Source organism: Halobacillus litoralis, assembly GCF_009856445.1.
GTDB classification, from domain to species: domain Bacteria; phylum Bacillota; class Bacilli; order Bacillales; family Halobacillaceae; genus Halobacillus; species Halobacillus litoralis.
In genome coordinates this window covers 794,161-810,028 of sequence record NZ_WMFA01000001.1, presented here as the reverse complement: position 1 = coordinate 810,028, position 15,868 = coordinate 794,161, and the positions used below count along the sequence as shown (strand labels likewise).

Genomic DNA, 15,868 nt, shown 5'->3' with positions numbered 1-15,868 from the left:
TTCTTCTATTTATGACTAAGGAGGCACTTATGAAAGCTGGAAAATCCATTTACCTATTTGTTGTTCCAGGATTGATCTTGTATTTGATCTTTTTTATTTACCCTACAATAAGTGCTCTTTTCTATTCCTTCACAAACTGGGATGGATTATCTACAGAGTACGATTTTGTAGGAGTCAGCAATTACGTGGAAATCTTCACGGCTGATGCTATTTTTCGTAAATCATTAGTGAATAATATTGAATTCATGCTGTTTGTCGTAATCTTTCAAACCTTGTTTTCTTTAGTTTTCGCCCTGTTTTTAACGAAGAACTCGAAACGCAGTGTGTTTTTAAGGGCGCTTTACTTCTTTCCAACGATTTTATCTTCCGTTTCTGTTGCTTTTATTTGGTCCTATATGTATGACCCGAACCTCGGACTGATCAACACGGTCATGCAGGCTATTAACCTGGATTCACTCGCATTGAATTGGATAGGCAATGAAGATATCGCTATTTACTCCATTTCCGCTGTTCAAGTCTGGTTCCATACGGGGCAGATGCTGATTATCTTCGTCGCTGGCCTGCAGGGGATTCCGAAAGATTTATATGAGGTGGCCAAAATGGAAGGAGCAAACAAATGGCAGACGTTCAAGAAAGTCACCTGGCCTCTGGTGGCACCTGCGGCTACGATTGTTGTGGCTTATACAACAATTCAATCGTTTAAGGCCTTCGATTTGATCTTTGCCATGACAAGGGGTGGCCCGAACTACTCGACAGAAATTTTAGCCACGCTAATTTACAATACGGCTTTTCGGAGCTACCGCTTTGGATATGCATCCGCTGAATCTGTCATTTTCATGATTGTCATTGCGATTATCACGATCGTTCAAATGAGAGTCTTAAGATCAAGAGCTACGTAAAAAGGAGGGAAAGAATTCATGGATCGATTAGGAAAAAGAGTGCTGCTCTTCATTTACGCAGCCATCATCATCATTCCCATGTTGACCGTCTTCTTCTCTACATTTAAAACCACATCGCAAATGTATGAGAATCCCATAGGCCTGCCTGAATCATTCAACTTCTCCAACTATGTACAAATATTTAATGAAACAGCGATGGCTACATATTTCAAGAACAGTGTCATCGTGACCCTTGTATCCGTAACGTTCACCTTGTTCTTTGCCAGTTTAATTGCCTATGCCATTACAAGAATGAACAAGTGGATGGGAGGATTACTTTTCGGCTTATTCACCCTAGGAATGATGGTCCCAGCCCAAGTAAATATGATTCCACTCTACTCATTGATTTACCGGTTGGACTTAACCAATACGCTCAGTGGGTTAATGATCGTCAATATATCCGTGACCTTACCCGTTGCGGTGTTCATTTTGACCGGATTCATGAAAACCATTCCGAAAGAATTATTTGAAGCCTGTACCATTGATGGAGCGAACAATTGGCAGGTGTACCGTAGAATTGCCCTGCCGTTATCTTTGCCTTCGATATCCGCAACGGCCATCTTTCTTTTTGTCATGCATTGGAATGACTTGTTATATCCTTTGCTGTTCATCACGAAAGACGAATATAAAACATTGCCGCTCGCTTTATTAGAATTCCAAGGGCAGTATATGACAAACTTCCCGATGCTGTTTACGGGTGTCATGATTGCTTCAGCACCCATGATAATTGCCTATGTGTTCCTGCAGAGATACTTCATAGCTGGAATGACAGCAGGATCAGTAAAAGGATAAGGAGCTGTGGAGATGACCATTTCGATTGGATTGATCGGTGCTGGGAATCGTTCAAAATCCTTACTTAAAGCCATGAAACATACCAACGAATTTTCAGTGGTAGGTTATGTCGATAAAGAATCAAAGGCGTTTGTTGAACACCTCTACCCGGAGGCTCATTTTTTTCACAACGAAGAAGAACTGTATAGGAATAAGAGGGTCGATGCTGTCGTCATTGCTACACCTAACGACCTCCACGCAAAAAATATTATTACAGCGATGAAAAACCAAGTAGCTATTTTCGCAGAAAAGCCTATGGTTGCTAGGTATGACCAATTCATAGACCTATATAAAAAAATAAAGGCGTACGAGAAAACTTTTATCATTGGAACAGAACTAAGACATGACCCTGGTTTCACTCGCTTAAAAAAACATGTGAACACAAGCACCCTTCTATCCATTTGGTGCCATGAGTTCAGACCTCCCTTTCGTTCTGGGAGTGAAAGTTGGCGACTGGAACGAACCCGGTCCGGTGGTACATTCTTAGAGAAAAACATCCACCATTTTGATCTTATGGTCAATCTCATAAAGTCCCCTCCTCGTTCTGTATTCGCTAAAGGAGACCATACTGAAGGAATGATCGAAAACGGCTGGGTCATTGTGGAATTTGAGGATGGAACCTTTGGAAACTTAGGGGTTTCCCTATCCTGTGAGCAACACCATCTTGAAGTGGGCGTCCTTCAAAAAGACAATCAATTTACGTACTATCCTAACCAGCAAAAACTGATGTCAGAGAACATAGAAAACCCTCCCCTCTTTGACCTTGGAGGAATTGACCAGACAGGTTTTGATCATCCAGGTGAAGTTGAACAAATGAAAGAATTCGCACGTCTTATCAAATCAGAAAAAACATTGGATGGGGTTCTTGAGGAAGCCTATTGGAGTCATAAGATTGCCTTTGCCGCTGAAAAGTCGGTTCGGTCAGGAAAAGAAGTTCTTTTAAATGACTTCACTCTTTCTTAAAGGAGGAAAAGTATGAGTGTCATTGATATGCACCACCACATTCTCAACGTCCCAAATTATATGGAGAGCTTAATAAAACAGATGGATGAGATCGGTATTGAGCGTGTCTGCTTAAGCGGTCTCGGTCTCCCCTCAGATAACTGGCTTGGAGACCTTTCACCTACAAATGAAGATGTCAGGAAAGCGATGAAAGAGTATCCTGACCGTGTGATTGGATTTGGGGTTATCCGTTTAGGGGAGTCGACAGTAGAAGACGTCGAACGCTTATATACCCAGGGTTTTAGAGGAATTAAAACGACGCGGCCTTTGCACAATTATGATGACCCCCGCTATGATCCCATCTATGCGAAGATTGAAGAACTGGGCATGCCTGTCCTTTTCCATACAGGCTTCATTCTGCAAACGAAAGTGGATCAGCAGGATGATGTTTCATCTGCCCGTATGCGTCCGGTGATGTTAGACCGTGTGGCGCGATCCTTCCCTAACTTGATTATGTTTATCGCTCATTTAGGAATGCCATGGCACGAGGAGGCAGCTATGATGGCTCGCTTTCATCCCAATGCTTATGTCGACCTATCCGGATCACCCATGGGTTGGAGGAACCGGAAATCTCCTTCTTTCTTTCAGGATCTATTCTATTGGGAGGGAGCTTTTGAAAAAATCTTGTTCGGTTCAGATGTTCATTACGATGACTTGCAATCTTCTTATAACGACCATAAAAAGCTATTTCAGCTCCTTAATCTGGACGAAAAGACTCAGCACCGTATTTTTTCTGAGAATATGAAATCTATCCTAAAATTGTAATTGGAGGGAAATGATGAAAAAACGAGACGTTTCCTACACTTTGACAGAAGGTCCAGAAGAATCAGCCCATCACTTCGCCCGTTATTTGGCTGATTTTATCCAGGAGCGTAATAGACAAAACTTACTTACCAGACTGATTTTGCCCGTAGGACCTGTTCGCCCGTACCCCATCCTAGCCCGCATCACGAATGACGAAGAAATTTCTTGGAAGAACGTTCATATCTTCAACATGGATGAATACCTGGATTGGCAGGGGCGTCCCATTGACGAAGATCACGCATACAGCTTCAAAAAGTTCATGAACGAATTTTACGAAAGCCTCCATCCTTCTCTCAGGCCCCCGAAAGATCAGCGTCATTTTCCTGATGTGTACAATATCGATGATATAAGCATCCAAATGGAGCAGGTTGGAGGCATTGATTTATGTTTGGGAGGAGTAGGGGTGCACGGGCATGTCGCTTTTAATGAACCTGTCATCTCCCGCTTCCATCAAGTGACCATCGAAGAATTCAGAAACTCCAAAACTCGAATTCTATCCTTAGCTCCCGAAACACAGGTGATGAATAGTATTCGGAACAATGGCGGAAGTTTTGATGAATTCCCCCCGATGGCCATTACCTTAGGAATGAAAGATATTATGAATGCAAGGAAAATCCGACTTTATTGTGATGGAGGAGCGTGGCAGCAAGAAGCCTTTTACCAAGCCACCTGCGGGAAAGAAGATGTCCGATATCCAGTCACCTTACTTCAAAACCATGCAGACCTGAAGTTTATAGCTACGAAAGAAACGGCCCGTAAAGTGATCAATTAGCCTTAGCAAGCCAAGGCCATTAAGAGTTAAAGACCTGAAGCGTGAAGGACTCCCCAGTCACGCTTCAGGTCTTTTCTAATTGAACCCCCCCCCATTCTTTTGCATTTCTTAATGAAAAATAGACAATAATTTCCCGGGTAATATTTATTTCGCCATTATTCTATTACCAAATCTAAGCAAAGAAAAAAAGCCGCTCTTATAAGAGCAGCTTTTAAAACTTATGAATTGTAATCCAGAATCATTTCCCGAACTTCCTGGACTTCCTGATCAGGCACTTCTAAATAATAGATTCCATTAATTTTGGTCCCACTACCTGTCATCTGGTAGGTAGAAAGATTTTCTCTCGCCCCACTATAGTTCTTCATTAAATCCTGCATCGTACTGAAGTCCATATTTGTGGAGACATTCTTTCCAAGTACGTCCATGACGTTACCGATTTTATTGATGGATCCGACATTCATCCCTTTATCAACAATCCCTTGAATAACTTTACGTTGACGTTCGTTACGACCAAGGTCACCTTTAGGATCGTCATAGCGCATACGCACATAGCCGAGAGCTTCTTCGCCATCCATGGTCAATTCACCTTTTTTATAATGGAAGTTATTCTTCCCGTACCATTCGATATCGTTTTGGATGGTGATTCCACCAACGGCATCCACCATTTCTTCCAAACCTTCCATGTTCACTTGGACATAATAGTCCAGGTTGATCTCCAGGAAGTTCTCTACCGTTTGGATAGCCATATCTGCTCCACCAAAGGCGTAAGCATGATTGATTTTATCCTGTTTTCCAGAATGAGAAGAATTGCCCACCATCTCTGTCCGTGTGTCACGTGGAATGCTGATGATTTGGCTGCGATTGTCATTTGGATCGACAGACAATACCATTAAAGCATCAGAACGCCCGGAATCTCCGGCTCTTTCATCGACGCCCATCAGCAAAATGTTAAGTGGTTCCTTTTCCTTACGCTTTTTCTCTGTCAGTTCATGATCGATGGATGCGACTTCTTTGTGCATTTTTGAATCCACCGTGTTTTTGGCCCCACTGTAAAGGGAGTAACTATATACTCCTGCCGGAATTAATAACATTACTAATAATACAAGGGAAACTTTCCACCATCGGCCTTTTTTCTTCTCGTGTTTTTTTGAACGACTCATCTTTCATTTCACTCCATCTTTATAGCAATCTAAACCTATTATATAATTTTCCAACTAAGATTACTAACCTTTTTTCAAGGTAATCAAATTGATTTCCGGAGTGTTAAACAAACGAAAGTTCAGAAGATTTATAGCATCACTACTACCTAAGCCCGCACTTACATATTGTTTTGTCCCTCTATATTCCCAAAGTCCTTTCACACGATTTCTTGGAGGGATAAACCCTCCATTTCTATAAAAAGGTTCCGGAATAAAAAGCGCACCCAAAAAAGGTAAGCGGATTTGTCCACCATGATAGTGGCCAGCAATAATTAGATCGTATTTCCCAAAACTATAATAAGAAGTCTTATTAATCTGATCGACTCGTGGGTCAGACACGGGATAGTGATTGAGCGCTATTGTAATCCCTTCATCATTCATTTGAGTTAATTCTTGCAATAATTGATTATGGTATTGGATATAAGGCTCTGTTTGAGAATACTTTGGCTTCACTCTCCCATTTGCTACAACAAACCCATTCTCAGGCTTCAGAATAGAAAGTTCGAAATCAAGGAGGTTCAGTCGTTCCCCTTTGTGCTCAATGATTTCAATTGACTCAAGGAGTTTCACCCCGCGTTTTTCCATTTTCTCAATAAAATCACTTTTAACCAATTGCCCTTGATCTATATCATAATTGGACGGGTCTGTATTACCAGCAACATAGTAAGCATATTCCTTATTTTTAACTCCTTCGATAAGTCTAAAATATGGTGCTGTATTTTCACTGTTTACACCATCCATCATGTCTCCAGTAAATAGAATCAGATCATACTCCAAGGAATTTATTTGATCTATTAATTTTTTTTGATTTTTACCAAACGACTTTTCATGAAGGTCAGACACCTGTAATATTTTAAAATCATGAAGTCCATCTGGTAATTCTTTTACAACAATTGCTTCATTAACTATTTTTACCCTCTTGTTATCCCAAATAGTATAAGGAATGACTAAAATGATTAAAAGTATAGTGGCTATCATAAATAAGATGATCATTCTTTTCACCCGTCATTCCCTCCGAAACTATAACTTAATGGCCTTAATCATATTGCGTACCTGCTGCTTCTGCCTTATATATAAGTAAATCAACCTACTCTTTATTTTTTTGAGTTTCAATTGACCATATTTCCTGCTTTCAGGAGAGAAAAACAACCTTCCTGTTTCTGTTATTCGGTGTTTCAACGAATCATAGCTTAACACTTGATAGTCGAAAAAAATCATTGCTTTACTCCAGTTGAATTTCTCGATTTTATGAAACCAAAGAGCTTTAACCTGAGGAGACGGATATCTTTCACGAAGAATAGGATAGCGTTCGTATAAAATGGCTAACGTCCGGGTTAGACGTTTATAGGTTTGATGACGTTTGGCTAATTGTAATACCGCTGCTAGATTCCTAGGCATATGTTTCATAGTCTGAATAACATCCAGGTCATGTTTTATTGAATCGAGATTGTGTCTCCAAGCATGGAGGCACATAAAATAAAAAGTGTGTGTAGGAGATAGCTTTTTTATATTGTCGTAACTTTTAAATGGTACAGATCGAGACCACAAAAAATCTGTATCCACAGAAGAAGTATCAGGTCTCATCAATTCCCAGTGAAGCTCTACCGTCAAAGGAATAGCTGAATGGGGCAGAGGTTTACTGAAAGAGCGATGAAAATGACCCGAAATATGGGTTTCTTCTTCCACGAATCCTAAATCTTTCACTAATTGAATAACATCATCCAGTCGTTCTTTTCTTATTAAAATGTCAATATCACTAGTCGTACGGTGGGAATAATCACCATAATAGTCTTCAGCAAAGTAAATACCCTTCAATGGAATGACCTCATATTGCTGTTTATCACACTCAGTAAGAATCCTGTCTGTTTCACATTTAATAAACACAGATGAATATCGATTATGTTTTACTTTCTCTAGCAAACGCACTTGAAAGAAATGAGGGGTTTCTTCCAGCCTCCCCTGTTCAACCAACAGTGCATAGATTTGAGGAGATACACCATCCTTATCAACCTCTTCAATTAAGATTCTAAAATCCACCCCACTAAAGGAGCAATTAGAATAAAGTTGGTTAACGAATGTGTAAATCACACCCATATCCCTCCTTATGCATGAACTTTCAAGGCATGGCCCTCTTTTAAGAAAAACTGCTTCTCATACAAATCCCGGTACAACCCGTCCTCATTAATCAATTGCTCATGATTTCCTTGCTGGATTACTTCCCCTTTGTCCATAACCACCATGTGAACAGCATGTCTTATCGTAGACAATCGATGGGCAATGACTAGAGTAGTTCTCCCTACCATCAAACGATCAAGAGCTTCTTTCACCAAAAACTCAGTTTCGTGATCTAATGACGATGTAGCTTCATCTAAAAGAAGAATAGGGGAATTTTTCAAAAAAGCTCTGGCAATGGCAACTCTCTGTTTTTGTCCACCAGAGAGTTTAACTCCCCGCTCACCTATCTCTGTGTCGTACCCATGGGGTAACGATTCTATGAAATCATGTATATTCGCAGCTTTAGCCGCCTGAATTATTTCCGTATGTGTTATAGCTGGACGGGCGTACATTAGATTCTCCTTTAGAGACCCACTAAATAAGAAGGATTCCTGGGGAACATAGGCGATCAATTGTCTCCTCGCTGCTAAATTCATCTGATTAATGGATTGTCCATTAAAAATTATGGATCCTGTAGTCGGTTTATAAAAACCTTGAAGAAGCTGAAACAATGTAGACTTCCCCGCTCCGCTTGGTCCGACAATCGCTGTCATTTTTCCCGTAGGTAAATCTAGATTCATATCTTTAATCACGTTCGACTTCCCATCATAACTGAAGACAACGTTATGAAAAGAAATAGGAGGAAGAGTTGAATGATTTATTAAAGGTTCGGCAGTTCCTGGAGTTTCTTGTGCCCGATCAAGCAGGTGAAAGACTCGTTCTAATGCTGATGCAGAGCGTTGATAACCAGCCCACGGCCGGCAAGCCCTGTCAAAGGATAAACTAAATGGTTCACCAAATTGATGAATGTTAGCAATGCACCAACCGTTAAGACTTGATCCGTCACAAAAAAAGCTCCTACAAGTACACTGACTAAAAATGTGATCGTTCCTACAGCTTCTCCTCCCGTGTAGAACCAACCTCGTAACTTAGCATCTTTCATTTCAAGGTCGTATAACTCATCATTTTTCTTTTTATAATTCTTCATAAATAAATGCTCCAAAGTAAATGAGCGTATAACCGTCATTCCTTGAAACGTTTCGTTTAAGCTTTTTGTGATTCCACCGATCAGTTCATGGATTTTACGGCTGTTATTTTTTAATAAGAACCCGAATAAAGCGCCTCCTATGAGGGCCAGAGGAACTACTAAAAGCACGAGCAGTGAAAGAATCCAATTAATATATAGAATATAAATAAGAGCGGCACAGGCAATTAAGGGAAGTCGAACAAGATTGATTAACCCTCTCCCTATGACACCGTCAATCTGGTGAAGGTTATTCGTAAAATGAGACATCAACTCACCTGAATGATAATGAGAAAAGTCTTTTCCATTCATTTTTAAAACATGGCTGTATAGGTCCACATTTAAATCTCTCTTCACCGCATTCAAGGCCTTCGTTTCAAATAAAGTATCAATGAAATTCACACTCATACTTACTACTGAGATTCCGATACCTGCAAGAACCATCGTTTGAAGGCGACTGAAATCACTTTGTACCGCAGCGTCTATGATATTCCCGAAGAACCAGGCGAAGGCTATTACAAGAGCAATATCTATGAACATCAGAATAAATAACCCAAGATAAGGACCTTTATGCCTTTTAATATAAGGAGCTAATAAATAAAACGTCCGCTTGATTTCGTATAATGAAAAGTATGATTTCAAATCCGTGATATTCAACATACTCACCGCTTCATCATGTAATTTGATTTCAATGCTAAGAACCTTTTCAATACTTTAGAAACTGAAGGAAATGTAAGGATAGACCAAGTCCATGTTTTCCCTAATAATCCGTTGAGGTGAATAACTTTATAGCTTTTACAAATGTACAACATTTTTCCTAAAAGCTGATCTGAATACACCCAATCATCCTTACCAAGATTAGAATCTCCTTTAAAAAGATAGGCATCGCCCGCCTTATGAATCAAACGATGAGCAGTCAACTGCCCATGGTTCGATTGATAAAGCAGAATATCACCTTTTTTAAGATTTTCACAATCTAAGGGTACAAAACGGCATACATCACCTTCACGGATTAAGGGATACATGCTAGTACCCGTAGCAGGCAGATCGATCCCACCTTTTGATAAAAGCACCTCCGCAATAACTAAACGGGTTGGAGAATCAAGAGACATGTTCAATCAATCCAACGTGCTTCATTTTGTTTATAAAGAGAGTTACATCATGTTCCACATCTCTTGGTTCCATTCGATACTCTTCGGCAACCATTTCAACCATATCTTCTAAGGATTTATCCTCATGAAGTATAGACCAACAAAAACTCCCTACTTCATTTAGAGTCGTGATGGTGTAAGCTTCTAAATCTAAAACCATCCACTCTTTGTCCATTTCCACTACTTCATACTGTTTTTTTCGTTTTAATAAAGGTCTCATGAAATCAACTCCCAAAACGTAGGATCTTTCTTAAAATAAAGGTTATATGCAGGAACCTGATTTACAGTTAACTTGATAAGTCTGATTAACGTTATTGTATAAATTGGGTCGGAATACCAAGAAAAAACTTTATCCATTAATCCCAAGAAGGACTCTCTCTCTTTAAGTGATTCCCTATGATTCGATTGAGCCTGAATCAAGAAGTCAATACTTGCTAATGGGAAAGATCTGCCCAGACCAGTCGATGGTTGATCACTTCTGAATGGTGAATCAAATACTTTGATTCCTGTCTCCTCTACTTTCAAAATTGCGGCTTCATCTGAAAGCAGGACTCTAGGAGATGACAAATGAGCAACCGTTGATTTGCCTGCTCCCGATTCCCCTGCAAATAGGTGAGCCGCCTCCCCCTCTGCCATACACGAAGAATGAACCAATAATCCCCATTCTATTTCTGTTATAAATGTGCTGTATAATGTCATAAAAGCGTGCTTCAAAGCTAATTCATCGAAGTATTGAATTTTGGCTGTTTTTAACTTTAGACTGAACTCTATGAGAAAATCTGTCCGCTTAAGATAATTCCAACCATTTTCCATGAAATGGGTGACTTCATAACTATCAAAGGATTTACCATAACCAGTCTCTAAAAGAACACCCATGTCATTTATGTGTGATTCTTTATGGATGAACGACCCATATAGCTTTTCTACCGTCTCCATATCTCCATAGAATTCAAATGTATGTTCGCCAACCTTAGTAAGCATACTCTCCATAAATATCACTCACTTATGCTTGTGTGGCTTTTTAGGTTGATATGGATCATGGGGATATTTTTGGCCATTACTGTTGCCGTTATCTCCGGATACAGGACCATGTCCTTTGTTCCAACTTTGAGATGTTTCAAATTTAATCGGGCGGTGGTCCAGAACTTTCGGTGCTTCATACACTTTTTTCATTTCTCTTCCTCCTTGTAATTCTTAATAAAGAACATACATGAAAAAATTTTTTAATGAACAACTTTCATCTGGTGGTTCAACAAATGACTGAAGACATTTTTCTTATCTTTAGCCAGTTGATGAAAATCCCCTTTTTGAACCACTTCTCCTTCTTCCAAAACGATAACCTGATCCGCATTTCGAATCGTCGACAACCGGTGCGCAATGACTATAATGGTCATTCTACCTTTCAACTGCTCGATTGCTTCTTGTATTTTTTTCTCATTTTCTGAATCCAACGCACTCGTAGCTTCATCCAAGATGAGAATGGAAGGTTTCCTCAAAATGGCGCGGGCTAACACTAAACGCTGTCTTTCTCCTCCAGACAACTTAATTCCTCGGTCGCCAATAAGCGTATCAAGTCCTTGAGGGAGCTCTCGAACAAATTCTGCTGCTGATGAAAATTCTAAGGCTTCCCAAATTGCTTCTTCATTCGCTTCAGGATCCACCAACAATAAATTGTCACGAATGCTCTCATTGAAAAGAAAAGGATCTTGAGGAACATAACTGATCGCTTTTCGTAGAGACCGAATCTTCTCTTCGGATATAGAATCACCATCAATAAGAACTTCTCCCTGGTCTGGATAATTTAATCCCATCAACATATCAATCAATGTACTCTTCCCTGCCCCGGAACGTCCAACGATAGCCGTCATCTGCTGAGAAGGAATAGTAATATTAATATTCTTCAGAGCATAACGACTTTCCTTTTTATATTGAAAAGAAAGATTATGACATTCGATGGCTTCATTAACCTTCAAGGGCTCATTCCGTTGACTTTCTTCCATAAATTCACGGTCCAGTTCACTTTCATGCCTTACACTGTTCACAGCTTCTAAAGAAGGTATGACTTTTGCAATTTGTTCCATAGACGCTTGAATGCCTGTCACTCGCGGCCACAACCTGGAAAAGATTACAATGACCAGCATCAATTGACCTGCTTGAGCATTGAATAACTGAATGGCAATGAATATAAAAGCGGCAATCAGAATAGACGAAGCAATTTTATAATAGAGCCTTGATGTAGCTTTTAATTTTGTGTATTCAACCTGCTCATCCTGCATCCCTTTTGTAATCGTGGCATGCCAATGGCCTCTGGATCCTTCCAGTGTATTGCTCTTTAAGTCTTTCATTCCATTCAACTGATCCGTGACCCCAGAAAGATACCTTCGATTCAGACTATAACTGCGATTGCCTAATTCAAGCGACCTCTTTAAGAACTTCCGATTAAAAAGAATAAGAATAAATCCGCATATAATAACGAAGGTCGTAATGTTTGGAGACAAAACAAAAGCGAGACCAACCTGGATCAAAGTAAAAACTAAGGATGCTGCAAACTGTAAGAAAGACTGTGTACCACTGGCTGCACGGGCAATTTCCCCGGTCATAATATTCACTAAATCTGACTTTCTCTTGTTCAAATAAAACTCCCACTTCGCGTGAAGGAGAGAATCGTACGTATTCATTCGTAAATGCCTCATAAATCCCTGATGAATGACTGCATTTCTTACTGTAATCCTCCGTTGAAGTAAATTTTGTGCAATAACAATTCCTACATAAAATAAAAGAATTGATGGAAGCCCGATTTCAGGTGGAATTTGCTCAACGAATTGAAAAGCCTCCATGAAAGGTAAACCCTGAGTTCCTAAATCCACGATTCCACTTAAGCTAATCAAAGGGACTAGCAATAGGATTCCGACCCCTTCCAGGAGCCCGATTACGGTCATGGCAAACAAATTGATATACAAGACTTTTCCTGAATAACTATTAATCTCTTTCAAAAAATAAAGGACATGCTTCATAACTTCGCGTCCCCCTATGTGATTGCGTGCTTTCTAGTCTTTCTCCACCCCCACAGAAAAGGGCGTAGAGGAAAATATAAAAAGTGAAGTCTTTTAGGCAATGGCAAAAGCTCCGCATCCTCCGGATAAGGATACAAAAAGCTCAGGATAAAAAAGAACTTTTGATTCCATGACATCAGAGAAAATAAATGACGTTTATGATAGTCCGCAACCTCCTGCGGCAAAGGCTCTGAGTGGAGGTTAATCATAGACTCTAAATAGAATATCGCTTGTTGTGCCAAAACACGGGACCTTTTATTAACTGGCATTTCCAATGGAACAGGCGTTTCCAAAAGGACAGAAGATAAGTAAAGAGCTTGAGCTCCAGCGAGGTGGAAGTGATTGTGAATCAATAATCGCTTAAGGGTCTTCCAATCAATGGACTGATCCACCAAACGGTCTACATCTACCAACCATCGTAACCTGGACCATCCGTGCCTCGCTCCATGTGCAGCTAAGAACAAAAATAAATCCTCTTTCCCCAGCATGTAGATAGGGGTTTTTGAAATTGAGCTAACCTCTTTTCGCTTCCATAAGTGCTCAAATCCTGGCTCTTTGCACGGACCGGGGTTCAAACGCCAATGCAGCTCGATTTTCACTTTCTTCCGGGGATGATAGTAAGTCACATGATGATGCCTCCACTTCCAATCTTCTAATACGGTTTCGATGTAATCATCTTTTTGATATCCGTGACTTGCTAGTAGATGTTCAGCTTTCTGCAGATCTTCAATCGAAATCATCACATCCAAATCACCCGAGGTTCTCAATGAAACATCGCCATAAAGTTCATGTGATAGCATGGGTCCTTTCAAAAAAAGCAACCGAATTTCATTAGAGGAGAACAAACGACTCATCCAATCCATCTCTCCACTCAATTGCAACATTTGAAAGGTATTACGCTTATATTCAAAACAAAGTTTTTCTTTGACAAACTTGGGAATTCGTCCGCTTTCGACCATTTTCACTTTGGAGTAGAGCAATGGGTAAACACGGTGATGTAACGATTGTTTAATAAACAAATTCCAGTCAATGTCCTCAAACGAACTTCTTGAAAGTGCATGAATATCTTGTTGTTTATCTGACTTCAGCAACTGAAGTATCAAGTGAACCTCTTTAGGTACGTTCGCTAATTGCAGGGTTGTAGCTCTGCTCATGTAACTCACCTCCTACAGGATACGCAAAGGTACTGACAACAGTAAACCTCTCCATTCCTTTAGCTCCAGTAACAATATAAGGACCGCTTCTCAACCAGGCATGAGCAACCATTTCACCGTTATCCTCTTTTGCCGTCCCAAAGTAAAGCGTATTTTCAACCTCTCGTTTTTCAAGCATCTTCTTTGCAGCAAGAGCCTGAACAAGGCAACGACTTTCCCAGAACGTGTATTTATTCATGATTTGAATAGCCTGAGAAACTTTCGCCACTATGCTACGATCTGTACATTCATCGTCCATCCCTGTTTCCTGCATATGTTTCCCTAACGAAGGAGCTAAATTAGAAAAAGGACGGCGCTTTTGAATTCTCGCCCAACCCAAATAAAAAAAAGACTCCAACAACAATCTTTTTGATTCCCTACTCAAGGTCAAAAAAGTCATCAACTTCCTCATGAGCTTAATTCCTTTCCAAGACTGTTCTTCTGAAGTCTATTTCTTCACTTCTATTAAATTCTCATCACGAAGGTGCTTAAGAAACGCTTGAACCTGGTCTTCACAAACATCCCGTTCCACTTCATAGACCTCAAGCAACTCATCAATCAATTCACTTACAGGCTTCGGGTTTTCGATCTTGTCCCATATCTCCCCGCCAAGCTCTCCTAAATTATAATACTTCCCATTTTCAATACTGAGCATCACACGCTCCCCATCCATATCACTCACAATATGTCCTTCTTTCTGCTGAACCATTTGTACTAAAGCTACCGATTGACTCATACTACAGATTCCTCCTTACCAATGGCCTGAAGAACCTTGTCTACTAACTCATTGGCTGTAAATTGTGAAACTGGTCTCCTCATGTGAAACATATCCACATGGGGCAAGATCTTTGTTGAAGTATTAAAATGCCAATCCATCAGCCCGGCACGTCGAATAATAAAATTCCGATACGTATGCTTGAATAAAGTGCTGAAACGATATAAATCCTGTATTGGTTCGATATGAACCTGTTCGTCATCTGTTTTTGTTAATTCAATGATGCCCGCTAAAGGTAACTGACGTTCTTCGAATTGGTCACCGACTGGAACTTTGAATTTAGTTTCACGATCAATGATTGGTTCGAACTCCCTTGATTCCAACCCAAAGTGATCGATGCTTTCCTGCCATAGTTTCTGTTGCGGATACGCTGGTGTCACCATCGGAACTCCTTCATCGGAAAATGAGACGGGGATGACGTCATCGCTTAATAGTTTGTAACCTCGTTTTAGGAATGCTGAGGCTAAGGTTGATTTTCCTGCTCCTGAATCTCCGACGATGGCATAGGCTTTTCCGTCGATGGAAATGGCGCTGCCATGTAAGGGGAGTATTCTTCTTTGCATGAGGATAATGCCCATGCAACTTCCTAAAATATACAACCGAACATGGCTTATAACAGAACCAGGAAGAGGAGTGAATAATATTTCATTGCCATTTCTAATGAGGCAAACACACACTTCTGTAACTTTAAACATACATAAATTCTCTTCTATATAAAAGGACTTGCCTTTGCCAGAGACCTTTTTCCATTGATCTTCTAAGTTTACTTGTCTAATAGTTACATCAGCATAAGTATTAGACAAGTTTATTTGAGGAACTTCAGGTAATGACATCTCACTAATTACATGTAACCCAAAAACATGGTAACCTTCTTTAAAATTTTTTCTCATACTCCACCTCTTCACCACTGAA

19 protein-coding genes are annotated in these 15,868 nt (G+C 40.1%); 5 read left to right on the top strand and 14 right to left on the bottom strand.

The window, feature by feature from the left end; genetic code table 11:
- Positions 1–29 precede the first annotated feature (29 nt).
- From GLW00_RS03690 to GLW00_RS03670, 5 genes are read left to right on the top strand one after another with little or no spacing between them, the layout of a single operon-like run.
- On the top strand, positions 30–899 hold the full coding sequence (locus GLW00_RS03690; protein ID WP_160911322.1) for a carbohydrate ABC transporter permease: 870 nt from the start codon (positions 30–32) through the stop codon (positions 897–899).
- An 18-nt stretch (positions 900–917) separates the two neighbouring features.
- Positions 918–1,730: a carbohydrate ABC transporter permease gene (locus GLW00_RS03685; protein ID WP_160911320.1), complete on the top strand. Its 813-nt coding sequence runs from the start codon at positions 918–920 to the stop codon at positions 1,728–1,730.
- 12 nt (positions 1,731–1,742) lie between these two features.
- Positions 1,743–2,732, top strand: a complete 990-nt coding sequence (locus GLW00_RS03680; RefSeq protein WP_160911318.1) for a Gfo/Idh/MocA family protein — start codon at positions 1,743–1,745, stop codon at positions 2,730–2,732.
- Between the two features lie 12 nt (positions 2,733–2,744).
- The gene (locus GLW00_RS03675) at positions 2,745–3,536 is read left to right on the top strand and encodes an amidohydrolase family protein (RefSeq protein ID WP_160911316.1); all 792 of its coding nucleotides are present in this window, start codon (positions 2,745–2,747) and stop codon (positions 3,534–3,536) included.
- Between the two features lie 13 nt (positions 3,537–3,549).
- Positions 3,550–4,347 (top strand): sugar phosphate isomerase family, encoded by a 798-nt coding sequence (locus GLW00_RS03670; protein WP_160911314.1) that lies wholly within the window; start codon positions 3,550–3,552, stop codon positions 4,345–4,347.
- 218 nt (positions 4,348–4,565) lie between these two features.
- Here the strand turns inward: GLW00_RS03670 and GLW00_RS03665 are convergent, their stop codons facing one another.
- From GLW00_RS03665 to GLW00_RS03605, 14 genes are all read right to left on the bottom strand, one after another.
- Complete coding sequence (locus tag GLW00_RS03665) at positions 4,566–5,507, bottom strand: LCP family glycopolymer transferase (RefSeq protein ID WP_160911312.1); 942 nt, start codon at positions 5,505–5,507, stop codon at positions 4,566–4,568.
- A gap of 63 nt (positions 5,508–5,570) precedes the next feature.
- The gene (locus GLW00_RS03660; RefSeq protein WP_237417435.1) at positions 5,571–6,539 is read right to left on the bottom strand and encodes a metallophosphoesterase; all 969 of its coding nucleotides are present in this window, start codon (positions 6,537–6,539) and stop codon (positions 5,571–5,573) included.
- Between the two features lie 27 nt (positions 6,540–6,566).
- Positions 6,567–7,634 carry a nucleotidyltransferase family protein gene (locus tag GLW00_RS03655; protein ID WP_160911309.1) on the bottom strand — a complete coding sequence of 356 codons (1,068 nt, stop codon included), beginning with the start codon at positions 7,632–7,634 and terminating at the stop codon, positions 6,567–6,569.
- A 14-nt stretch (positions 7,635–7,648) separates the two neighbouring features.
- Entirely contained in the window at positions 7,649–8,353 is a 705-nt protein-coding gene (locus GLW00_RS20635; protein WP_335808433.1) for an ABC transporter ATP-binding protein, read from the bottom strand.
- Between the two features lie 128 nt (positions 8,354–8,481).
- Entirely contained in the window at positions 8,482–9,444 is a 963-nt protein-coding gene (locus tag GLW00_RS20630; RefSeq protein WP_237417405.1) for an ABC transporter transmembrane domain-containing protein, read from the bottom strand.
- A gap of 2 nt (positions 9,445–9,446) precedes the next feature.
- On the bottom strand, positions 9,447–9,896 hold the full coding sequence (locus GLW00_RS03645) for a signal peptidase I (RefSeq protein ID WP_160911307.1): 450 nt from the start codon (positions 9,894–9,896) through the stop codon (positions 9,447–9,449).
- Positions 9,886–10,155: a PqqD family protein gene (locus GLW00_RS03640; RefSeq protein ID WP_160911305.1), complete on the bottom strand. Its 270-nt coding sequence runs from the start codon at positions 10,153–10,155 to the stop codon at positions 9,886–9,888. The genes GLW00_RS03645 and GLW00_RS03640 overlap by 11 nt, the downstream gene beginning before the upstream one ends.
- On the bottom strand, positions 10,152–10,925 hold the full coding sequence (locus tag GLW00_RS03635) for a hypothetical protein (RefSeq protein ID WP_160911303.1): 774 nt from the start codon (positions 10,923–10,925) through the stop codon (positions 10,152–10,154). Before GLW00_RS03635 ends, GLW00_RS03640 begins: the two co-directional genes overlap by 4 nt.
- A gap of 9 nt (positions 10,926–10,934) precedes the next feature.
- A complete protein-coding gene (locus GLW00_RS03630) occupies positions 10,935–11,108 on the bottom strand; it encodes a hypothetical protein (RefSeq protein ID WP_160911301.1) in 174 nt (57 codons plus the stop codon).
- Positions 11,109–11,158: 50 nt separating this feature from the next.
- The gene (locus GLW00_RS03625) at positions 11,159–12,949 is read right to left on the bottom strand and encodes an ABC transporter ATP-binding protein (protein WP_160911299.1); all 1,791 of its coding nucleotides are present in this window, start codon (positions 12,947–12,949) and stop codon (positions 11,159–11,161) included.
- Positions 12,950–12,963: 14 nt separating this feature from the next.
- Positions 12,964–14,142 (bottom strand): nucleotidyltransferase domain-containing protein, encoded by a 1,179-nt coding sequence (locus tag GLW00_RS03620; RefSeq protein ID WP_160911297.1) that lies wholly within the window; start codon positions 14,140–14,142, stop codon positions 12,964–12,966.
- Positions 14,102–14,602, bottom strand: coding sequence for a lasso peptide biosynthesis B2 protein (locus GLW00_RS03615; protein WP_160911858.1), 501 nt, complete (start codon positions 14,600–14,602; stop codon positions 14,102–14,104). The genes GLW00_RS03620 and GLW00_RS03615 overlap by 41 nt, the downstream gene beginning before the upstream one ends.
- Positions 14,603–14,629: 27 nt before the next feature.
- On the bottom strand, positions 14,630–14,917 hold the full coding sequence (locus GLW00_RS03610) for a lasso peptide biosynthesis PqqD family chaperone (protein ID WP_160911295.1): 288 nt from the start codon (positions 14,915–14,917) through the stop codon (positions 14,630–14,632).
- On the bottom strand, positions 14,914–15,846 hold the full coding sequence (locus GLW00_RS03605; protein ID WP_160911294.1) for an HPr kinase/phosphorylase: 933 nt from the start codon (positions 15,844–15,846) through the stop codon (positions 14,914–14,916). Before GLW00_RS03605 ends, GLW00_RS03610 begins: the two co-directional genes overlap by 4 nt.
- Positions 15,847–15,868: the final 22 nt, after the last annotated feature.